Source organism: Streptomyces sp. Tu6071 (assembly GCF_000213055.1).
Taxonomy (GTDB): Bacteria; Actinomycetota; Actinomycetes; order Streptomycetales; family Streptomycetaceae; genus Streptomyces; species Streptomyces evansiae.
On sequence record NZ_CM001165.1, the window covers coordinates 5,674,749 to 5,694,310 of the forward strand.

Annotated in this window: 30 protein-coding genes; 2 read left to right on the plus strand and 28 right to left on the minus strand. The window is 71.6% G+C overall.

Translation table 11 applies throughout. The features are described 5' to 3' along the window. Positions 1-253: 253 nt before the first annotated feature. From STTU_RS23775 to STTU_RS23835, 14 genes are all read right to left on the minus strand, one after another. Positions 254-1,369, minus strand: coding sequence for a phage minor capsid protein (locus tag STTU_RS23775; RefSeq protein WP_007827575.1), 1,116 nt, complete (start codon positions 1,367-1,369; stop codon positions 254-256). Between the two features lie 10 nt (positions 1,370-1,379). Beyond that, the gene (locus STTU_RS23780; RefSeq protein WP_043256127.1) at positions 1,380-2,894 is read right to left on the minus strand and encodes a phage portal protein; all 1,515 of its coding nucleotides are present in this window, start codon (positions 2,892-2,894) and stop codon (positions 1,380-1,382) included. Beyond that, the gene (locus tag STTU_RS23785; protein WP_043256129.1) at positions 2,875-3,087 is read right to left on the minus strand and encodes a hypothetical protein; all 213 of its coding nucleotides are present in this window, start codon (positions 3,085-3,087) and stop codon (positions 2,875-2,877) included. The genes STTU_RS23780 and STTU_RS23785 overlap by 20 nt, the downstream gene beginning before the upstream one ends. Next, positions 3,087-3,251, minus strand: a complete 165-nt coding sequence (locus STTU_RS35030) for a hypothetical protein (RefSeq protein WP_007827577.1) — start codon at positions 3,249-3,251, stop codon at positions 3,087-3,089. Before STTU_RS35030 ends, STTU_RS23785 begins: the two co-directional genes overlap by 1 nt. After that, complete coding sequence (locus STTU_RS23790; RefSeq protein WP_007827578.1) at positions 3,251-4,522, minus strand: PBSX family phage terminase large subunit; 1,272 nt, start codon at positions 4,520-4,522, stop codon at positions 3,251-3,253. Before STTU_RS23790 ends, STTU_RS35030 begins: the two co-directional genes overlap by 1 nt. Positions 4,523-4,524: 2 nt before the next feature. Beyond that, positions 4,525-5,055 carry a helix-turn-helix domain-containing protein gene (locus tag STTU_RS23795; RefSeq protein WP_007827579.1) on the minus strand — a complete coding sequence of 177 codons (531 nt, stop codon included), beginning with the start codon at positions 5,053-5,055 and terminating at the stop codon, positions 4,525-4,527. Positions 5,056-5,130: 75 nt separating this feature from the next. Then, positions 5,131-5,538: a hypothetical protein gene (locus STTU_RS23800; RefSeq protein ID WP_007827580.1), complete on the minus strand. Its 408-nt coding sequence runs from the start codon at positions 5,536-5,538 to the stop codon at positions 5,131-5,133. 133 nt (positions 5,539-5,671) lie between these two features. After that, positions 5,672-6,370, minus strand: a complete 699-nt coding sequence (locus STTU_RS23805) for a PP2C family protein-serine/threonine phosphatase (RefSeq protein ID WP_007827582.1) — start codon at positions 6,368-6,370, stop codon at positions 5,672-5,674. A gap of 70 nt (positions 6,371-6,440) precedes the next feature. Continuing rightward, on the minus strand, positions 6,441-7,076 hold the full coding sequence (locus STTU_RS23810) for a hypothetical protein (RefSeq protein WP_043256131.1): 636 nt from the start codon (positions 7,074-7,076) through the stop codon (positions 6,441-6,443). Beyond that, positions 7,073-7,579 carry a hypothetical protein gene (locus STTU_RS23815; protein ID WP_043256133.1) on the minus strand — a complete coding sequence of 169 codons (507 nt, stop codon included), beginning with the start codon at positions 7,577-7,579 and terminating at the stop codon, positions 7,073-7,075. The genes STTU_RS23810 and STTU_RS23815 overlap by 4 nt, the downstream gene beginning before the upstream one ends. Next, the gene (locus tag STTU_RS23820) at positions 7,576-8,133 is read right to left on the minus strand and encodes a hypothetical protein (protein ID WP_106432172.1); all 558 of its coding nucleotides are present in this window, start codon (positions 8,131-8,133) and stop codon (positions 7,576-7,578) included. The genes STTU_RS23815 and STTU_RS23820 overlap by 4 nt, the downstream gene beginning before the upstream one ends. Then, complete coding sequence (locus STTU_RS23825) at positions 8,130-9,011, minus strand: hypothetical protein (protein ID WP_007827589.1); 882 nt, start codon at positions 9,009-9,011, stop codon at positions 8,130-8,132. The genes STTU_RS23820 and STTU_RS23825 overlap by 4 nt, the downstream gene beginning before the upstream one ends. 73 nt (positions 9,012-9,084) lie before the next feature. Continuing rightward, positions 9,085-9,273 carry a hypothetical protein gene (locus STTU_RS23830; protein ID WP_043256135.1) on the minus strand — a complete coding sequence of 63 codons (189 nt, stop codon included), beginning with the start codon at positions 9,271-9,273 and terminating at the stop codon, positions 9,085-9,087. After that, a complete protein-coding gene (locus STTU_RS23835; protein ID WP_007827590.1) occupies positions 9,270-9,638 on the minus strand; it encodes a hypothetical protein in 369 nt (122 codons plus the stop codon). Before STTU_RS23835 ends, STTU_RS23830 begins: the two co-directional genes overlap by 4 nt. Positions 9,639-9,799: 161 nt before the next feature. On the opposite strand from STTU_RS23835, the gene STTU_RS23840 reads away from it, so the two are divergent. Together STTU_RS23840 and STTU_RS23845 are read left to right on the plus strand one after the other, a co-directional pair. Next, positions 9,800-10,105 carry a helix-turn-helix domain-containing protein gene (locus STTU_RS23840; RefSeq protein WP_007827591.1) on the plus strand — a complete coding sequence of 102 codons (306 nt, stop codon included), beginning with the start codon at positions 9,800-9,802 and terminating at the stop codon, positions 10,103-10,105. Further along, a complete protein-coding gene (locus STTU_RS23845) occupies positions 10,102-10,431 on the plus strand; it encodes a hypothetical protein (protein ID WP_043256137.1) in 330 nt (109 codons plus the stop codon). The genes STTU_RS23840 and STTU_RS23845 overlap by 4 nt, the downstream gene beginning before the upstream one ends. Before the next feature lie 73 nt (positions 10,432-10,504). On the opposite strand, the gene STTU_RS34725 is transcribed toward STTU_RS23845, so the two are convergent. From STTU_RS34725 to STTU_RS23905, 14 genes are all read right to left on the minus strand, one after another. Continuing rightward, the gene (locus tag STTU_RS34725) at positions 10,505-11,638 is read right to left on the minus strand and encodes a hypothetical protein (RefSeq protein WP_158678805.1); all 1,134 of its coding nucleotides are present in this window, start codon (positions 11,636-11,638) and stop codon (positions 10,505-10,507) included. Between the two features lie 296 nt (positions 11,639-11,934). Continuing rightward, positions 11,935-12,639, minus strand: a complete 705-nt coding sequence (locus STTU_RS23850) for a hypothetical protein (RefSeq protein ID WP_007827595.1) — start codon at positions 12,637-12,639, stop codon at positions 11,935-11,937. A 98-nt stretch (positions 12,640-12,737) separates the two neighbouring features. Next, positions 12,738-12,998, minus strand: a complete 261-nt coding sequence (locus STTU_RS23855) for a hypothetical protein (protein ID WP_086021152.1) — start codon at positions 12,996-12,998, stop codon at positions 12,738-12,740. A 24-nt stretch (positions 12,999-13,022) separates the two neighbouring features. Beyond that, entirely contained in the window at positions 13,023-13,157 is a 135-nt protein-coding gene (locus STTU_RS35950) for a hypothetical protein (RefSeq protein WP_007827596.1), read from the minus strand. After that, complete coding sequence (locus STTU_RS23860) at positions 13,154-13,819, minus strand: hypothetical protein (RefSeq protein ID WP_043256139.1); 666 nt, start codon at positions 13,817-13,819, stop codon at positions 13,154-13,156. Before STTU_RS23860 ends, STTU_RS35950 begins: the two co-directional genes overlap by 4 nt. A gap of 104 nt (positions 13,820-13,923) precedes the next feature. Next, positions 13,924-14,268 carry a hypothetical protein gene (locus STTU_RS23865; RefSeq protein WP_043256140.1) on the minus strand — a complete coding sequence of 115 codons (345 nt, stop codon included), beginning with the start codon at positions 14,266-14,268 and terminating at the stop codon, positions 13,924-13,926. Further along, on the minus strand, positions 14,265-14,912 hold the full coding sequence (locus STTU_RS23870; protein ID WP_007827599.1) for a hypothetical protein: 648 nt from the start codon (positions 14,910-14,912) through the stop codon (positions 14,265-14,267). Before STTU_RS23870 ends, STTU_RS23865 begins: the two co-directional genes overlap by 4 nt. Then, positions 14,909-15,136, minus strand: coding sequence for a hypothetical protein (locus STTU_RS23875; protein ID WP_043256142.1), 228 nt, complete (start codon positions 15,134-15,136; stop codon positions 14,909-14,911). Before STTU_RS23875 ends, STTU_RS23870 begins: the two co-directional genes overlap by 4 nt. Then, positions 15,133-15,504: a hypothetical protein gene (locus STTU_RS23880; protein ID WP_007827600.1), complete on the minus strand. Its 372-nt coding sequence runs from the start codon at positions 15,502-15,504 to the stop codon at positions 15,133-15,135. Before STTU_RS23880 ends, STTU_RS23875 begins: the two co-directional genes overlap by 4 nt. Before the next feature lie 94 nt (positions 15,505-15,598). Then, complete coding sequence (locus STTU_RS23885) at positions 15,599-16,042, minus strand: helix-turn-helix transcriptional regulator (RefSeq protein ID WP_052862406.1); 444 nt, start codon at positions 16,040-16,042, stop codon at positions 15,599-15,601. After that, entirely contained in the window at positions 16,039-16,530 is a 492-nt protein-coding gene (locus STTU_RS23890) for a hypothetical protein (protein ID WP_007827602.1), read from the minus strand. The genes STTU_RS23885 and STTU_RS23890 overlap by 4 nt, the downstream gene beginning before the upstream one ends. 381 nt (positions 16,531-16,911) lie before the next feature. Beyond that, positions 16,912-18,426 (minus strand): DnaB-like helicase N-terminal domain-containing protein, encoded by a 1,515-nt coding sequence (locus STTU_RS23895; RefSeq protein ID WP_043256143.1) that lies wholly within the window; start codon positions 18,424-18,426, stop codon positions 16,912-16,914. A gap of 11 nt (positions 18,427-18,437) precedes the next feature. Next, positions 18,438-18,752 carry a hypothetical protein gene (locus STTU_RS23900; protein ID WP_043256145.1) on the minus strand — a complete coding sequence of 105 codons (315 nt, stop codon included), beginning with the start codon at positions 18,750-18,752 and terminating at the stop codon, positions 18,438-18,440. After that, complete coding sequence (locus tag STTU_RS23905; RefSeq protein ID WP_007827604.1) at positions 18,752-19,561, minus strand: DUF2303 family protein; 810 nt, start codon at positions 19,559-19,561, stop codon at positions 18,752-18,754. Before STTU_RS23905 ends, STTU_RS23900 begins: the two co-directional genes overlap by 1 nt. Position 19,562: the final 1 nt, after the last annotated feature.

Genomic DNA, 19,562 nt, shown 5'->3' on the forward strand with positions numbered 1-19,562 from the left:
GTTGAGCGATCCGGCCCGCACCCGGCGGGCGGAAGTCGTTGTCAGAGGCGCGCGCTACATTCACCGGATGACCGTTGAGATAGAGCAGGTACCGGGCCAGTGCCGCCGCTGCGAGGGGACGTTGGTGCGGCGCGTCCTCACGCGGAGCGCGTGGGGCGGCCATGAGATCAAGAAGCCCTCAGCGCCTTACTGCCCTTCATGCACGCAGCAGGAGCTGGCCGCGTGGGATCGCGAGCACGGCGCCGCCTCCTAGTCAGCGCGCCGTCGTGAGCTGTTCGCGGTGGCTCTTACGCGGCAGGCCCGTATCCGAGACCAGCTCCCGGATACGGGCCTGATACGCCCGCCCCCGTGCGCTCGCCGCCGTACGGGCCCCGTCGTCGAGCGCCGCCGCCGCGCGCCGCTTCCACCGCCGCACCTGCCGCTCCAGATACCGCTGCTGCTGCGACTCCGCGTACGAAGCCCGCGCGGGCACCGACTCCGGCACCCGCGAGACACCCGGGAGGTACGCCGAGACGGAGTGCCGACAGTTCGGATGAAGCAGCCCCGCCGCCCGCGCCTCCGGCAACGAACCCGCCACCGCCACCGAGACCGCCCGGCCGTCCTCCGTCGCGTGCTCCACCCTCACCGTCCGCGCACCCGGCGCCCCCGCCCGCGCCAGCACCTTCCCCTCCCAGCGCTTGCACAACGGGCACTCCTCCGGCGCCCGCGACACCACCACCAGATCCACGCCCGCAGCCGCGAGCCGATCCGTGTGCGCCTCCACCGCCGCCCGCCCGACCACCGACCGCGTCGCCATCTCCACGTACGCGCGCATGTCCCAGCCGCGGCCCCGCGAGTCGATGAAGCCGGTTACGCCCCGGTCCGCGACCGCGTCGAGCGCGGACTGCGCGGCCTGGCGCCGCGTCTGCGCGCCGAGCAGCGGCGCCGCTGACGCTCGGGTGATGACGTCCCGGTACGTGTCCATCGCGACCCGCAGCACCCGCTGGTGCACGGGCCCGGTGTCGGCCACGAGCGCCGCCGCGAGCCGGTCCACGGCCGGCGCGGTCGGCAGCACGTCGGCGGCCACCGCCGCCTGACCGGCCGCGACCGCGCCCAGCTCGGCGACGGCTGCCTGCTGCCCGCGGTCGTACGCCTCGGCGACGGCCTCGTGGATCGCGCCGGACGCGTCCAGGGCGAGCGCGTCGATGACGGTCTGGATCGCGGCCTGGAGGTCACCGAGCGCGGCCAACTTCAGCTCGACCCAGACCGGGGAGCCGATGCCCTCCGCGAGAGCCGTACGGATGCGGTCGAGCATCGTGCCCTCGGCGGCCTCGTACAGGTCGGCGACGGCGGCGGCGAGGTCCTCAGCGAGCGCGGGCGATACCGGCACCGTGCACCTCCTACGGAAGGTCCCCGGCCTGCATGGGATCGGGGACGCTCATGCCCTGTTCCAGGTGGATGCGGGCGACCTCGGTGGCGACCTCGTCCTTGTCCAGCTCGGGCCGGGTCATCCGGACGAGGGTCTCCGTGCTCGCGGCCTGTGCGCGGCGGAGGGTCTCGGCGGTGGTGGCCAGGCTGAGCGGGCTCTCCTGCACGCTGTCGGCGAACTCGACGGTGGGGCGCTGCGGTTGACTGGCGCCGCCGAAGACGTACCGGTCAACCGCGAGGAGCGCCTCGACGTGGTGCGCGAGCGCGGGCCGCCAACGCAAGACCTTGCGGCCCCGGGTCGTCATGCTTCGGCGCTCCTTGGAGACGACCTCGGTCGCGGTGACCGCGACGTCTCCACCGATGCCGAAGGTCTGGCCGGAGTACCCGGCGCTGCGGAGGATCTGGTTCACCAGGTCCTCGGCGGTCTCGCGGTGCTCTTGGACGCGGATGGCGAACTGGGCGATGGTGAGCTGCGGTCCCGCGTCGCCGCGCGCCAGCATGTTCAGGCCCGCGTACGCCTCTCGGTCCGGGTCCCAGCGTGCTCCCTGTCCCGGTCCGCCGGGGGTGAGGTACGCCTCGGGGGTGATGATCCGTCCCTTGCCGAGGCGGATGTCCCGCATCCAGGAGCTGTAGGTTTCGTCGAGCTGGTCCATGAGCGGCTCGACGCCATCGAGGTCGCTGCGCCCGAAGTCCTTGAGGTACTCGTCCTTCCTCCAGCGGCGCGTCGTCTGGTTGGGGACGTGCGAGACGTCGAGGCCCTCGTAGCCGGTTTCGATCTCCCCGAACTCGCCCACCAGCGTGGCGAAACCCTCGGTCGCCGGGGCGTCCTCCAGAGGCACCGCCCGTCCGAGCTTCGAGCGCGTGCCCTGGTAGAGGCCGTGCTGGACGAAGCCGGGCTCGTGGCGTTCCAGGTGGCGCCAGACCTGTCCGTCTTCCTCGCGTACGACGCTCCAGAAGGTCACGGCGGATAGGCGCTCCCAGGTGAACTGGGGCACGGCGCGGTCGGCGTGCACGATGTCGGTCCAGGCGTGGTCCGCAAGGGCCTTGTCGTAGACGGGGCGCAGGTAGACGCCGCCGAGGGCGCTGCCGATCTCGGCGCCGGTCTGGAGGGTGGCGAGCATTCCCTCGTCGGTCAGCTCGTCGAGCCGGGTCTGTGTGGTGACGTCGTCCACGGTGAAGGTGGGCGGCTCGGAGAAGAGCAGGTCCGCGCTTCCCGCGCAGATGTCCCCGGCGAGCGGGACGTGGAGCTTCGTACGGCGCTCGCCTGGCGAGGTGGGGGTGCCCCACCACCAGCGGGCGATACGGCCGATCACCCCGCCGGAGAACTGGTGGCGGCGTGGGTCGGGGCCGGCACCGGTGCCGCCGCCGTAGAGCTGCTCCAGGCGGTCGACGTCGCCGGACCACCAGGTGTCCCAGGTGTCCATGAGGGTGAGGGCGGGCGAGAGCTGGGGCGGGGGCCAGGGAACGTTACCCGTGGGCAGCGGCATCCGGCACCTCCTCGTCGTCGTCCTCGGTGGGGTGCTTGATGACGTCGGCGGCCTCGCGGAAGAAGGCCGCGAGCTGGTGGAGAACGTCCTCGCCACGCACCGTCCCGCCCGTGGCCTCAACGGTGAGTTCGCCCAAGCAGCCTTCGGCTTCGCCTACGCGGACGTGCACCGGCAGGGTGACCTCCGTAGCCATCAGACCGCCTCCTTCTCCAGAAGAAGCGCGGCCATGTTCAGCCAGGACGTGGCGAGATCGTCGAGCCGCTCCATCATCGCGAGGTTGGTCTCCAGCTCGGCCGCGCGGAGGAGGCGCGCCGCCGTCTCGATCGCGACGTCAGGGGTAATGGGCTGCTCAGCCATCAGGCGGCCACCTCCAGTTGGGTCGGCAGGTACGGGCGCCACAGGCTCTCCGTCGTACGGACCCCGTACCGCAGCGCGTCGCACGAGTGGTCGGATTCCTTGATGGGTTTGTCCTCGCCGCGCTCGGCCGCCGCGTCGTCCCAGGAGTAACCGGGCAACTCGTCGATCAGCCCGCGCGCGGAGTCGTGCACGCGGAGCAGGTCGGAGGAGAACAGCGATGAGACCGTGCGGATGCCGTCGAGGACCGCGTTGTCCGCAGGCTGTACGCCGCGCACGCCGTCGCGGTGGAGCTGCTCGATGTACGACGACGCGGACGGGTCCACGATCGTCCACTCTGGGGCCACGCCGACGATGTTCTGTTCCGGTTGCGGCACCCGCGCGAGCCAGCCGCGCCGTGCCTTTGAGTACTCCGCGTCGGTGAGGGACCGCCGCTCGCGCCGCGAGTCCCAGCGGAATTCGCTGACGACGTAGAGACGCCGGTCCGCGCCGACGCCGAGGAGGACGTCGGCGTACGGGTTGACGGTGCCGTAGTCGATCGCGTCGCACACCCACCGGTCGATCCGCGGCAGGTCCCGTACGACGTGCCGCGCGGGGTCGAAGGTCTCGTAGATCGCGCCCTCGGACTGGACCCAGTGCCCGGCGATGAAGCGTCGGTACCAGAGACCCGTGTACTCGCTCTTGAGCGACGTGACGTACGCGGCGTCGAGGGCCGGGTTGTCGTCGAGGGTGAAGTGCCACGAGCGGAGGTCGAGTTCGCCCTCGCGGTCGAGGAACTCCTTCTTCAACCAGTGTCCCGGATTGTCCGGGTTGGTCGTCGCCAGCAGCCGCGCGCCCGGCACGGACAGGCGGCCGAGGAGCTGGTTCCAGAAGCCGCGCGGGATCAGCGTGGCCTCGTCCACGTACGCCAACGCCGCGGTCAGCCCGCGCAGGCGCCCCTCCGCGCGGGAGTCCGCCGCGCCGACGAGGTGCACCGTGCGGCCGAGGATCGTGGCGACGGTCGCGCCCCGAGTGTGGACGACCTGGCGGGCGATCAGGCCGAAGAGCGCGTCGTCCTGGAGCGGGTCGAGGACGTTCCGCTCGATGGTCTGGAGCGAGCGCCCCACGATCACGATGAGCCCGGAGGCCGGCGCCGTACTGACCGAGATGAGGAAGGCGATCAGCGAGGCGACCGTCTTCCCCGACCGGATCGCGCCGTGCCAGATGTTGATGCGCGCGCTCGCTGCCGAGATGCTGCGGATCTGCTTCCGGGACAGCGGCAGGGCGTCCAGCATGGTCAGCCCTCCCCGGTGTCCTCCGGGGCCTCGGCGATCCGGCGCAGGCCCTCGGCGAGCCCGCCGAGCATCGACTTCGCGGCGTCGAGGCCGGGGTCGCCGTCGAGCGCTTCGAGCTTCGCGGCCTGTGCGAGGTGGGCGCCGGCCGCGAGGGCGAGCGCGCGCTCGTCCTGAGCGGGGACGTGGTTCAGGTTCTTCGTCTCGATGCCGTTGACGCTGGTCGCAGTGAAGTCGTACCCCGCTGGTCCGGCGTCGGCTTCGAGGCGGTCGTAGATCTTCTCCGCGCGGGTGTACGCACGCTGGACGAGCGCGGCGCGGCGCGCCTTGGCGTCGATCACGCGGGCCTCCGTTGCGATGGCGGTGTGGGTGCGGTCGAAGCTGAGGCCCAGCTCGGCGGCGAGGACGCTCACGGTGCGGGAGCCGCGCCCGATCCGGCGCGCGATCTCGTTTCGGCCGAGTCCTTCGGCGTGCAGCGCGCGGACGGCGGCCCGGTCCTCGTCGGTGATCCGGCGCTGGTCTCGTCGGAGAGCCACAGGCACCTCCGGACATGCGAGGGCCCGGCCGTCACGGGGGTGCACGGCCGGGCCCGGTCTGTGGTGGAGCAGGTTCTACACCTTGCAGAAGCCGCTCGCCTTGAGCGCCGCCGTGATCGCCTTGCCCTGCGCCTCGGTCGTCGTCACGCCGTCGTACGAGAACCGCGCGGCGGCCGTGGAATCGAGCCGCTCCGCGCCCCCGTTGATCGCCGCGCACTGGTTGCGTGCCGCGTCGAGCGCCTTGTCCTCGTGCGCCTTGTCGGCCGCCTTCGGGGCCACGGCGCGGAGGGCGAGGAGGAGCGCCTTGCGGTCAGCGCCGGTGGGCTCCGGGGGGATGCCGGCCGCGGCTTCGGCTGACGACATGTCGGGGCCGGGAGTCGAGGCTGCGGGGGTGGGCTTGCTGTCGGTGTCGCTGTCGCTGCTGCACGCGGTGAGCGCGGCGCAGGCCGTGATGAGTACGGCGGCTATGGCGGTGCGGGTCATGGGGCTCATGATGTCCGCGCGCGGGCCGGTGCGCTGGAAGTTCGGGGAAAGCAGAAGGCCCGCGCTGGGCGGGCCTTCTGTTTCCGGGCATGCCGGATCTGCCGCCGAGTGTGCGGCAAGATCACGGCTTGCGTCAAGCGATGCGGATGACGACGGCCGTGGCGTCGTCGCGGTAGCCGCCCGCGCGCGGCTCCGGGGCGGCGACCAGCGCGTCCGCGAGCGCCTGCGGGTCGGTGGCGTACTCGTCGGCGAGGTGCTCCAGGGCGTCGCTCCGCACGTAGTCGTGCACGCCGTCGCTCGTCAGGATGATCAGCGGTCCGGGCGCCTCCACCTGACGCACCGTCGCGACGACGGCGGTACGGAGCGAGACGCGCACCCACGCGTCGTGGTGCTCGGCAACCTCGATCGGGACCTCGTTGTGCAGCCGCGCCCACTGCCCCATGGTCTGGTCGGTCGTGACCTGGCCGAGCCCGGTGCCGAGGCCGGTGGGGGTCCAGGCGTAGGCGCGGGCGTCGCCCACCCACGCGATCCGTGCGAAGCCGTCGCTGGGGTCGATCTCGGCGACCACGGCGACGGCGTTGAGGCCGCCGTCGGGCTCCCCGGCGAGCAGCTCGGCGGCGGAGAGCAGTCCGCCGAGCGGGCCGCGCGCCGCAGCGACGCGGGCGGCGACTTCGGCGAGGACGGGCGCGATACGGCTGGTGCCGGGCTGGTGGCCGATGCCGTCGATGACGGCGGCGCCGAGCGTGCCGGAGTCGGCGCGGTAGACACAGGCGGCGTCGGCGTTGTCGAGGGCGGTGCCCTCGCGGGTGGCGGTGCCGAAGGTGATCGACATGGTGTCCCTTTCGGTAGACGCCCCGGGAGAGGGGCGGAGATTCGTGGGAGAGCGCGGGAGAAAGTGCAGGTCAGACAGCGGGAGACGTGTCGGGAGACTCCTCTTGGCCGGCGAGCGGGGGGAGGGCGTCGAGCGCGGTCGCGGCGACCCCTCGCTTGGGCACCCGCCCCACCTTGAGCTTGGGTTCGACGGGGATGCCAAGGGCCTCCAACCGGAGGCGCAGATCGGTCACCTTCCAGCCGCTCCCGTGCTCGTGCTCCTGGAGGTGCGCGAGCAGCGTGGAGAGGTGCACTCCCGGGCCGGTGCCGATGAGGGTGCGGAGGAGCGCGACGACGACGTCCCGGTCGGGGAACGCCGGGCTCTCCTCGGCGGCCTCTGTCGCCCCCTCCTCCGGCTGCTCTTTCGGCGTCCGGGTGAGGTGCCAGGCAATCCCGGCCCACAGCCCGGCGAGGCCCCAGTTGATCCACCAGACGCGGGCCTGCACCAGCCGCCAGGCGGCCCAGCCCAGGCCCGCGAGGAGGGTGAGGCGCGCCAGCGGGCCGAGCGCGGCCCGCCAGCCCGTGAGGTCGTCACGGCGCCCGCGGGCGACCCAGTCGGCGAGGCGCGCGCCGAGACGGCGGGCGAGGAGGGTGGAGTCGCGCGCGAGCCGGTCGGCGGCGGCCAGGGCGCGGCGGGCGACGGCGCGGGGGAGGCGGGAGAGGGTCACGCCCCCTCCTGCACGGCTGCGCTGATCTGCGCGCCCACCTGGTTGAGAGCGCCCGGCAGCCACTCGATCATGCCCGCGATCCCGGCGGTGAGGAGGAGCACGGAGCCGACGAAGACGCCCCCCGCGAGGCGCTTCTTGTCCTTCGCGCCGGCCTTCTTCCATGCCAGGTAGACGAGGAAGGCCCCGACGACCACGACGGGCGCACCCAGGGCGGAGAGCCCGGCGATGTGCCCGGCGCTGAGGGGGCTGTCCGTCCCGACGCCCGTGGCGGCGGTCCCGGCCTTCTCGCCTGCGGAGTTGGCGATGCCGCCGGTGTGCGCGTGAGCCCAGCCAAGGATGCCGCCGGGGCAGGCGGCCATGAGCGCCGCACCGCCGACCCCTTTCCCGAAGGCGGCGAGCTGTTTGACCTCCCTTTTCCCGGTCCACCAGGGGTGGAGATTCGCGACGAGGATGAGGAGTGCGGCGGTGAGCCCGCCGATGGTCAGGGTGGTCGTCGTGCTCATCGGGACACTCCGGTGAGGGCTTGGATTGGGTCCCACCAGTCGAGGACGCCGAGGGCGCCGACGCTGGCGGTGACGAGGAAGAAGGTGGGCAGGGACCGGCCGCTGCTGCGCCGGTAGACGAGGACGGCGCCCCCGAGCGCGAGCCCGGCGACGGTGTAGGCAGCCCCGAGACCGGCCTCGGCGCGCAGCGTGTGCACGGTGTGGGCCCAGGCAGTGGCAGGGCTGCTCCCGCCGAGCCACGGGAGCAGCGCGGTCCCGGCGGCGACGGCCAGGCGCCAGGACGCGACCTGCGCCCACAGCCGCGCGAGCGCGCCGGGCGGCTCCTCCTCGACCTCGGGCGGCGGGGCCAGATCCACGACGACGCGGACCTCGATCGGCGCGGGCGGAGGCACGGGGGCCGGTGGCGGTACGGGCGGCGTCGCGGGCGGGCGGGGAGGCGGGGGCGGAGTGCGCCACGGCGGGAGTTCCCCAGGCTGCGGTGCTCGGCCGGGGAGCGGAGCGCCGCCGGGGATGATCCGCGTCGGGGTGATCGGCGGCGTGGGCTTGTCGGTCATCCGGCGATCCGGGCGGCGCGCAGGTACCGGGCGACAGTTTCTTCCTTGGCGTTCGGGTCGGCAGCGGTGCGTACGTACCGGAGGACCGCGTCGTCGTCTTCGATGCCGCTGTCCACGATGGTCCGGACCGCGTCCTTCACGGTCAGGCGCTTGCCGACGAGCGGGAGGACGTTGTCGTCCTCGTCGCCCGCTTCGTCGTCCGGACGGTCCGGATCGGCATCCGCCTGTGCCTGCTCGTCGCGGGCGCGGGCCTGCGCGGTGTCGAGCGCGGCCGTCTCGGCAGCGACGGCGGCCTGCATGCGGGCGAGCTGACGGCGTACGGGCACCATCGCAAGCTGGGCGCCGGCCTTCGCGCGCTGCTTGTCGACCCACTGCGTGGTGAGCGGGTCCAAGACCTTCGCGTGCTGCCGCATCACGAGCGCCCAGGTCGCCTTCGCGAGCACGGACACGGCGGCGGCGAGCACGCCGCCCGCGACCTGGTCCTCGACGACGCCGTGCGTGACGACGGCCGCGACGGCGACGGCGAGCGCGGCGTGCCCGGCCCACATGTACAGGCGGGCGCGCGCGGCGTCGTACCGGCTGAGCCATTCCAGGGCCATGCACATGATCCACGCGACGTCGAAGGCCAGGGCGGCGCCGTAGCCGAGGGAGGGCGTGGGGACGGTGCGGGCGAGGAGGTCGCCGATGCTGACGGTGGACCAGGCGACGCTGATGGCGACGAGGAGCGTGGCGCCCCCGGTGACGGCGTTGAGGACGGCGTGGTCGAGGTCGCGGGGCGGTGCCGGGACTTCCTCGTCGTAGTGGGCTTCGACCATCTCGGTCTTGCCGTCCACGGTGTGCGGTACGAGCCGCGAGCGGGGGACGGTGCGGGTCTTCACGGGGGTGCTCCTCTGGAGCTGGAAGGGGGCCGCCCCGGTGAGGGGATGCCGGGGCGGCCGTTGGTGGGGTGGGTCAGCCGTAGATGTCGCGGTCTCGGGCCTCGAAGCGGGCCTCGGCGCGGGCGTTTCTGCGGCGGTCGGCGGCGCGGCGCTTCTGTCGGCGCGCGCGGTCCTTCGCGGCGGCTCGGTCGGTCGCGGACGGCGCGTCGTACTTCGTGGCGCGGGCTTGGTCGTCGCCGAGGAGGCGACCGAGCCAGCTCACTTCGCGCCGCGCATCTGCTCGGCGTACGCCTCGCGGGCGGGACGCGCGGCCTCGTAGTCGGCGCGGCAGGCGGCGAGGGTGCCGGTGTCGTGGCCGAGGGAGGCGAGGGCGAGGAGGCGGAGGCGGTACTCCCCGGCCGTGATGGGCCCGGGGAGCGTGGGGGTGCGGTCGGCGAGGGCGCTGTAGAGGGGGCCGCGGCTGCCGGTGAGGTCGTGGAGGAGGGCGTCGCGGTCGGGCTCGGCGAAGGTCTGCTCGGTGTTCTCGGCGAGCAGTTCGGCGGCGACGAGGAGGAGCGCGCGGATCGCGGCTTCGCGGTGGCGGAGTCGGTAGCCGCGCGGGCCGGGGTGGGCGTCGGTACCCTGCATGGGTCATCTCCCTGGTACAAGCAGGCGGATGGCGGGCCCCGGCCGGCGGTGCAACGCTGGCCGGGGCTCTTGCATCAGCAGTGAGTGCGACTGCTTGCCCACGACTGTAGGGGTCCCCTACGCTCGGGGCAAGCGGCCCGCCCGAATCGAAGGGGCCGAGGGTGAGCGACGAGGAGGTGCGGCGGGTGACGGAAGCCCTTGACGAGGTTGAGCGGATCGCGGACCCCGAGGCGCGGGTGCGGGCGAAGAGCCGGATCATGGCCGCGCAGGTCAAGCGCAACAAGGAGTGGGCCGCCGAGCGGAAGGAACTGGTGATCCGGCTCTGGGACGGCGGTGCCGGGTTGTCGTACCGGCAGATCGCGGCGCGGCTCGACATCAAGTTGAGCACGGTGCAGGACATCTTCCGGGGCTATACCGGCTCCGGCACCGTGCGGCCGAAGTCCACACCGTCCGAGGGGGGCTCGTGACCGAGAACCTGTTCGCCGCCCTGCGTACTCGCGAGCAACTCACGGCAGAGCGCGTGCCGATGGGAGACCTACGCGTGGGCGACATCATCTACCTGGGCGGCGTCGAGGTTCTCGGCGACGGGACGCTGCGCGGCTTCGGCGACATCCTGGCTGTCCATCGTGTCGCCCGGACCGGTCCGGGTGTGCTGGCCGAAGAGGCCGCGACGCACAGGTCCGTGACCGTCACGGCCAACGTGCTCGACGCGTCCGGGGCCGAGGCGAAACCGTTGGTGGGCATCGGGAGCGCTCAGGTCGCCATCGTGGCGCGCCGCCACCTCCAGGGATAGGCCGCCGCACGCGAGCGCCCCCGCACCGAGATTGGGTGTGGAGGCGCTCGCGCACACGACATGAGATGGGTGTCTATCCAGATCGGGTCTCAGAGCTAGTGCTTGCCCCGGCGTCTGCAGCCCCATCGCGGCCAGCCCCGCCTGTGACCGATCCCAGTAGTTGGCCGGCCGGTTCCCGTAGTGCGCGACCTCCCCACAAGGCTGTAGGCGCCAGGAAGAGCACAAGAAGTATGGGCGTCAAAGTGTCTAGAGGAGTTTTCAAAGCTAGGGCAAGAGTCAATGCAGCTGCTACTCCCAGGATGCTACCCACGCCAATCCAAATGTCACGCCTGTTGCTCACAGATTCCGATACGTCGTCACTATCAATTTGCTCCGACTCAACCTCCAGAAGCGCCAGCCATCTATGTTGAATTACTCTGTCCAAGACGTGACTTACGTTCCTCGCTGCTTCAGGAATCTGCGCGACACCGGAGTGGAAAAGCTTGCGCGTATCGCTTTCTATTTTTACCGTTACTTGCGATACGTGCTGAGTCACGGCTCGTCGCAAGTCCGGCTCCTCGAAGGGTCTACCGTCTTTTGCGAAATCTTTCAAATTCTCGCAAATGTTTTTAGATTTCGCGACATCGAAATCAATTGAACCCACTATTGTGGCGTATCGATATATGCGCATCATAACGAAACAGTACGCGATTGCTATTTCGTTGGCGTCTTCATTTTCCCATTTTTTAAGCGCTTTGGAGAATTTGCGACCTATGAGCTGAGTGCCCATGGCGACGCCCATTGTCGCCGAAAAATACTCATCCGAATATGCCGCAAGGAAGGTGTTATTGAGGAGATCGGTTTCGGTGAGTATAAACGCGATGTAGGGAATAGCGGGCGTTAAAAGTAAGATGTATCTTACAATATCAATGGTTCGCCCTAAGGCTTTAAGCATCCAAGCGGAGTAGGCCCACGCTGCGGCTAACTGATGCACGCTCGCCTCGAAGGGGCGCCCGTGGAATCTTGCCAATGCTGCGCACTGGCGTCCCATGCGTATTGCGTCGTCCCGCGACATTGCTGGCCGCACTGGAATCAGTGATTTCCCTCTTAGCCAAGGGCGCCTTTTGTCTATGGTATTAATCAACCATCGCATTGCCATCCAATAGAACCCAAGGGAAAGGATTCCAATTATGAGCATATTAACAATACCTTCTGGCAGTATGTCCATTATCAACTCCAGCGATCGCATGTAGGGGATTGGCCCGGCTCGGGTACTCCATCCGATCTCGCGGACCTGCTGGCCATGTTTTAATTTTCGTTATTGAATCGTGATGTGATGTGTGATTTTTGAACTGCCCCGGTGTGCTGTGGCTACCCGTCTCAATGGAGATGCCCAGCTTGCTCACAGGGGCATGCGAAGCGGGTGCGGCGCCCGAGCACACTCCCCTTGATCCTCCGACTGCATGCCCGGCATAGCCCGCGGACCACGCGCGCATAGTCGTCGGTAGAAGCAGACAGCGAGAGCTAGGCTGCCTGCCCGCTTTCCGTCCAGATCCGCCCGCATCCCGTGCAGTGCGCGAGTGGTGCCCGCCCCGCGCCGCCGTGCACGTCGATCCGCCCGCCGCACGCGCACCGCCGCTCGAGAGCGCGCCGCTCGTTGCTGATGTCGAGGGCGCGCTCGACGCGCGCGGCGCACGCGCGCGCGGTCCGGGCGACCTCGTCGAGCTGTGCCTCGGTGAGCGCGGCGAAGGGGCCCGGCCGCTGCTCGACGCGGGCGAGGAGCCACAGCGCCGCGTACTGCGCAGTCCTCGTGCCGGTCCACGTCCAACGGCGCGGGTCGAGCTGGTCCGCGCGGGCGAGCTGGTCGCGGCGCGCGCGGTCTGCGGCCGGCCACGTCTCCGGCGCTCGGGGCATGGGCGGGCGCTGCACGGCGGAGGCGACGACGTCGGCCTGCTCGATCAGGATCTCCTCGACCTCGCGCATGGTGTCGAGCACCGGGATGCGTACGGGGGCGGGCCGTTCGCCGAGCTGGATCGGGTCCCGTTCCAGGCTGCGGAGGTGCGCGGCGTGCGCGCGCTCGTACTCCTCGGCGGCGTCGTCGCGCTGCTGGGCGAGGTAGCCGCGGAGGCCGAGTCCGAAGGCGCCGACGAGCGCGGGGGCGGCGAGGGCGTCGCGGAGGTCGGGCCAGTGGAGGATCACGGTGCGGAGGTGGGTGGCGGTGCTGGTCATGGGTGCTCCGTGGCTGGTCAGGGCGGTACGGTGGGAGCACCGTGGGGCGCGCCTGGTCTGGGGAGACGAGAGGCGCGCCCCCTGCCGTGTCCGGCGGGTCAGGGGTGGGTGACGCGGAGGCGAGGCCGTGTGCCGACCGGGTGCTCGGGGGTGACGGTGCACCCGGCGGCGCGGAGCGCGTCGGCGTACGCGGCGAGGTGCGGGTGCTCGTCGGGCCCGTCGTGCCAGACGCGGACGGTGCGCGGGCTGTCCTGCTGCACGCGGTAGCCCGGCGCCCACTTCTGGCGGCGTACGGAGCTGGGGTGGTCGGCGGCGGTGAGGTGTTGGCCGACGAGCGCGGCGGTGAGGCGGCTGGCCATGGTGGGTGCTCCTTCGGGAAGGGGTCAGCGGCGGTTGCCGTGGCGGCGGTGGGCGACGCGGTTGACGGCGTCGCAGTAGCGCTGAAAGAGGAGCGCGAGCCAGGGCAGGGCCAGGAAGCCGAGGACGGTGAGGCCGAGGACGGCGAGCCAGGTGGTCATCGGGCCCTCGCGATCTCGCAGCGGCCGGTTTCGGTGTGCATCTCGGCGCACTCGGGCCCGCAGCGCTGCGCCAGCTCGGCGATCCGCTCGTACTTCTCCTCGGTGGTGTGGCCGTCCCACTGCGCGCGCGGTTCGTCGGCGGGCACGTGCTCGACGTGCGCGAAGAGGTCGGCGTCGGCGGGCGAGATGTGCCAGGAGCACTGCTGGCCGCCGATCGTGAGGAAGAGGATCTGCCAGCCGGGCTCTTCGACATCGGGCGCGGGCGCGAGGACGGCACCCGGGGTCATGGCGGCGAGGAGGGCCAGGAGGCGGGCACGCTCGCGGTACGGCGCGCCCACGACGGCGTCGAGAGCGCGGACCATCTCGGCTTCGTCGACCTCGTCGGAGCGCATCGACAGGAGCTGGGCGCGCGGGTCGTCGGCGAGCGCGGCGCGGCAGCACCGGCGGTCGCCGAGGTGCACGCCGTGGTCGGCGAACGCGAGCACCACGGCCGGGTCGTCGAGGAAGTCCTCCAGGGACTCGTCCTCGGTGTCCCAGTCGCCGTCTTGCAGCCCGCCGATGAGGTCGCCGAGGATCTTGCGCTTGCTGTCGTCGGGGACGTGAGCGTCCTGGAGGGCGCGGGTGATCGGGTTGAAGATGCGGTTGGCGCTGGACCATCCCATGGTGTGTGCCTTTCGTCGTGGGGTTGAGGGTCCGGATCGGTGTCCGGGCTGGTCAGGGTTCTGTGGAGGGTCGGTGTCCGGACGGTCCGGATGGGGGCGGACGCTCATCCGGACCGTGATCCGGACGGGTCCGCGGGCTGGGTCTCGGCCGGGGTGTGGCAGGGGCAGATGCAGCGGACGCGGCACGGTCGGGCGGGCCAGATGAGGTCGTACCGGTGGCCGTTCGCGCCGAGGATGCGGGTCTCGGCGAGGAGCGCCTGGCCGCCGTTGCAGTGCGATTCCTCGTCGGCGGGGTCGGAGTAGCAGTGCGGGCCGCCGCCGCACACGGCGGAGATGAAGCGCAGCCCGCAGCCGGTGGGGCGGAGGTTGCCGTGTCGGTCGGTGTGCTCGCGGTGTGCGGCCGAGGTCCAGGCGTGCGCGCGGACCCAGGCGGCCTGGCGAGGCGTCACCGGCCACCGCCGGGCGTCTCGCCAGTCAGGCTGCGGATGGCGGCGCGGTAGCGGCGGGCCTTGGCCACGGTCGCGTCGTCCCAGCCGTGTTGCTCGGCCGTCTCCTCCAGCGCGCCGTGTGTGCACGCGTCGTCGTGCTCGGTCTTCTCGCAGTCCCATCCGCAGAGGAGGGCCCAGATCCAGGCATCGACGCGGTAGGTCTGCCAGTCGCGGCTGCTGGTGGCGATGAGGGTGTGGAGGCCGTCGAGGGCGGCGGCGAGGGTCTGGAGTTCGGACGCGGGCTCGGCCTGCTGCGCCTCGTCGGCGAGGCGGCGGAGTTCGGTGGCGTCGGCGTGCATGGTCGTGTGCGCTGTGCGGCCTGGCGCCCACAGCTCGTCGGCCTGCCGTGCGAGATGGTCGGCAGCCTCGCGGAGCACGGCGGCCCGGGTGGCGCGGAGGCGGTTCCGCTCCTCGCGCACCTCGGCGTACCGGGTGCGGCGCTCGACCGGGTCGACGGGCGTGGCGCTCGCCGGAAGTACAGCGAGGACGGCGTCGGTGCCCTCGCCTCGCTCCTCGCGGGTGATCTCGTCGACAAGGGCCTGCTGCTCCGCCTCGGGCAGGCAAGTGGGCCAGGAGCACGGGGCGGCGGGGCGGGGCTCGGTCATCGGGTGCGCTCCTTCGCGCAGGAGGGGCAGAGGTCGAGGAGGGGCCCGCCGCCGGGTCGGCGGCGGGTGGTCCAGCCGAGGGCCCGCCCGTCCGCGCGGACGGCGCTCGCGGGCGCGGCCCCGAGGGAGGACAGCGACGCCGTGATGGCGGCCGAGGCAGGGCAGTCGCGGTCCGGGGCGGGCCCGTCGCAGGCCACCTCCCAGCCGATCGGATAAGCGGTCATCGGGTCGGCTCCTGGTGAATGCACGTGGTCAGGTCGTGGTCCGCGCCCCGCGTCTCCCACCCACGCAGGCAGCACGCGCCGTCGAGGCCAACCCAGCCGAGCGAGGTCCACGCCCGGAGCGCGGACTCACGGTGCGTGGCCTCGCGGCGACGAGCGTCGGCAAGCTGGTCGTCGAGGACGTCTACGTGCTCGTGCGCCTCGGCGAGCGCTTCGGCCCGCAGCACGGCGATCACGGCGAGGAGCGCGGCGGCGGCCAGGAGCACGGCGAAGAGGGTTTCGCCGTGCGTGCGGTAGTCGAGGGCGACGACCACGAGGAGGACGGCCGCGGCGAGGTCGAGGGCCTGGAGGATGCGGGCGGCGCGGCTCATGGGCGGTCTTTCTCGTCGAGGTACGGGGGGATGAGGTGGTGGCCGAGGAGCACGGTCGGGGCGATCACGAACCAGGCGAGGAACAGGGCGATGGTCATGGGCGGGGTCCGAGGAGGCCGGCCTGCCAGCCGAGGGCGACGGCGTGCGCGCGATTGCGGGCGCCGAGGAGCGCGAAGAGACGGCGGCGGCGCTCGTTCGCGGCGTGCACGCTGAGGCCCAGCTCTCGGGCGATCTCCCGAAGCGCCCGGCCCTCCGCTGTGAGGCGCAGCACCTCCCGGAGCTTCGGGGTGAGATCGGCCGGCGGGCGCGGCTCGGGGGCGAGACGGCGCAGGTACCCGGCGGCGTAGGCGTAGTTGACGAGGGCGGGGGCCTGCGAGGTGATCCCGACGAGGGCGGCGGCGCTCGCGATCCGGCCATAGACGGCGTAGTGCGTGATGTTGTGGTTGGCGGCGATCTGCGGGGCGGTGAGGCCGCGGGCGAGGTCGGCGATGACGTGGAGCTGGACGGGGGTGAGGGGCTGGGGGGCGGTGGTGGTCACTTCGCTTCACCGACCTCGGCGGCGTTGGTGCGGCGGTCGATGGCCTCGATCCAGGCGGTAGCGACGGCGGCGACCTGGACCAGCTCGGCGCGGAGGCGCGCGGGCTCCTCTTCGGCGAGGGCTTCGTAGACCTCCTCGAGGAGGATCGAGCGCCAGTCGGGGCCGCCGTTGTCGGCGAGGTACTGGCAGGCGGCGCGGGCCTCGGTGGCGCGGGCGCGCATGACGGGTCCACCGGTGCCGTCCGGGTGGGCCTGTTCGCCCCATCGGGCGTCCTGCGCGGCCCGCTCGGCGGCGATCTCCCCAAGCACGCGCCCGGAGGTCGGCAGGACGCTCCCGGCGTACGCAGCGGCCCGCACAGCCACGGCAGCGGCAAGATCGGCGGCGCCCTCTGGAGAGCCGAGCCGGACGGGTGTCTCCGCGATGGCGGTGGCGATGGCCTTCGTGAGGTCGTGGAGCGGGGTGAGGTCGAAGGCCGGGCGGGTGGTCATGTTCGGTGCTCCCTGTGCGCGGGGGTTCTGGAACCGGGTCAGCGGGGTGGGTCGGGTGGTGCGGATGTTTGCTCCGTGGTCGCACCCCTCCCTCCCCCCTTTAGGGGGGAGGGGTGCGTGAGTTTCCGCGTGAGTAAGGCGTGAGTTTTTGACCTGCGGTTTTGTCGAAATCGTGAGCAGCGTGAGTTTCGGCGTGAGTAAGTGCGTGAGTTTGTTCGGTGCGTAGTCGTGTGGTTGCGTGAGTTTCGGCGTGAGTTTCTGACCTGGGGTTTTGTGGGTTGGCGTGAGCTGCGTGAGTTTCGGCGTGAGTTTTCGGGCGGGGTGAGCGTGAGCAGCGTGAGTATTTGCGTGAGTTAATTTGCAGTTCGGTTGTGTCCTTCTTTAGTCCGTTTCGGGGAGTTCGCCGTTTGGGGAGAACGCGGCGACGTATCCGGCCTGCGCGCCCCTGCCACCCCCGTTCGCGATCTTGTGGGCGAGGCCCTTCTCGACGAGCTGGTCGAGGCGGCGGCGGGCCTTCTCGGTCTCCGGCGCGGTCGCCTTGCCCTTCTCGCCGCCGTAGATCTGGATGGCGAGCTGCTGGGCGGTCAGGGGGCCGCGTGCGTGGGCGAGGACGTCGAGGACGTCGACCTCGTGCCAGATGGCGGTGGCGCCTGCGGGGTGGTCGTGCTTGAGGCGCCAGGGTCCGCATTCGCCCGCGGGCTGCTTGAGGTGGCGCAGGTTGACGATGGGGTCGCCTGCGGCGCCGTAGAGGGAGACGACGGACCCGGCTCCGGCGGTGATCCAGGTGGAGCCGTACAGCTCGTCGAGGCTGGTGGGCTCCTTGCCGCCGTCCTTGCCGCCGCCCTGCTTGCGGTGGTGGTGGAGGCCGAGGACCTCGATGCCCTCGACGAGGGTGCGCTGGATCGCCGAGTTGATCGCCTGCCCGCCCTCCTCGCTCGCGAGTTCGCCCGCCATGTCCTTGAGGGAGTCGAGGCACACCGCGTCGGCGCCGGCCTGGCGGCACAGCCGGAGAAGGGTGCCGGGGTCCTTGATGAAGTCGGTGGGGGGCGGGCCCTTCCAGAAGACGAGGCGGTCGCGGACAATGTCGCGGTCCTCCTCGCTCACCATGCGGGCGAAGGAGCGGGCGGCCTGGGCGGGGCGGTCGGACGCGAGGTAGAGGAACCGCTTGACGGGGCGGACCGGGTAGCCGAGTGCGTGGGGGCGCAGCCCGATCGCGGCGAGGACGACCTGCTGGGCGATGGTGGTCTTCCCGACCCCGGCCGGGCCCGCGATGAGGAGCGCCTCGCCCTCGGCCCACAGGACGTTGTCGCCCTCGCCCCAGACGGCGGGGACGTCGTCGGGCAGGTCGAGGATGAAGCTGGCGCCGTCCACGAAGCGCGAACCGCTTGAGGCGGGGGTAGTGGCGCGGTCGTCGACGTGCCGGGTGATGAGCCCTTCCAGCTCTTCGAGGTCGCGGCCGGTGTGGATACCCGCCTTGATGCGGGTGGTGAGGTCGTCGAGGTCGCGGAGGCGACTGGTCCGGCGGATGGCCTCGGCGAAGTACTCGGCGCTGCCGCCGCTGTAGGCGTCGGCGATCTCGTGGAGGTGGCCGCCGCCGGGGCCGAAGGGACGCAGCTCCCCGCGCCGGTCCAGCTCGACTCGGAGGGTGTCGGGGTCGGTGGGCCGTTGGTCGCGGATTTGGTCGCCGAGGACGTCCCAGAGGACCGCGTAGGCCGGGACGGTGAAGTCGTCGCGGGTGATGATCGCGGCTGCTTCGTCGTACTCACGGTGGTGCTTGTCGTGGATGCAGGCGGCGAGGAGCGCGCGTTCGGAGGCGGGGTCTCCAGGCGGCGGGGTGAGGGGGAGGCCGTCGGTGTCCGCCGTTGCGCGGTGGTCCAGGTGGCGGACGGTCTGCACTGGGTGGCTCCTCAGAAAAGGGTGGGTTCGGCGGGCGGACAGGTGTGGTCGGGGAGGTGCTGGTGGGGGCAGTCGGGCGGGTGGCGGGCGCCGGTCCAGCGGAGGCGGGGCGGCGCGTAGGGGCTGCGGGGCAGGCACCAGACGAGCCGGGTAGGGTCTCCGGCGGCCTCCTCCCGGGCGGCGGCGAGCGGGCGGGGCTCGTCGGCTGGGGGGAGGGCGACGCGGGCGTGGAGGGCGGCGGTGTGGCCGACCCACTGGGTGAGGAGGCGGGTCCCGCACGCGGGGCAGCGGAGGGTGTCGGCGCCCCGCGTGCGGGCCCGGGTCATCAGGCGGGCTGCCCGTTCATGAGGGGCACGTCGATCTGCTCGCCGACCGTGTTGGTGACGTCGGTGAATGCGGTGCGCAGGATGTCGCCGGGGCGGTCGAGCTTGTAGCCCATGGCGAGTTCGCCGTCGCGGCCGATGCGGTAGCGGAAGCGGGCGGTGAGCTTGTAGCCCTCGCTGCCTTCGAAGGGCACGAGCCCGATGACGAAGGTCTCGGGGATGGTGAGCTGGCCCTTCTGCCCGGCCTTCGCGGTGGTCGTCTCGACGTAGGAGAGCTGGCGTTGGCCGTTGGAGAGGCGGGTGCCCGCGGTGAACTCGGCCCGGGTGACGCCCTGGATGGACTGGGCGATCTCCAGCATCTCGGCGGCGGACGGCTCCAGGAGTTCGGGGAGGTGGTCCTCAAGGAACTCGGCGAAGGCGGCCTGGCCGAGAAGCTTCCCGTCGTTGGTCTTCCACTGCTCCCACGCCTCGGTGGTGCGGAGGCTGAGGCGGAGGCGGTGGTCGCCCCAGCGGGCAGCGTCGGTGCTGTTGGCGTCGAGGACGGCGGTCACGGTCAGGCGGTCGGCGTCGGCGTAGACCTCGGTGGCCGTGTCGGCGTGCTTCTCGAAGTAGGAGAGGAAGGACTGGGCGTCGCGGACGATGGTGGTGCCGGTCTTGCGGGCGGGCTGGTCGCGGTACTCGGGCCCGGTGAGGTCGATCTTGTGGACGCCCTGCGGGGTGTGGAAGGCGTAGACCTTGCCGGGGGTGAGTTCGGCCGGCGGGGCGGAGCGGAGGGCGGTGTCGATGACGGGCTGGAGGTTGGTGTCGCTCATG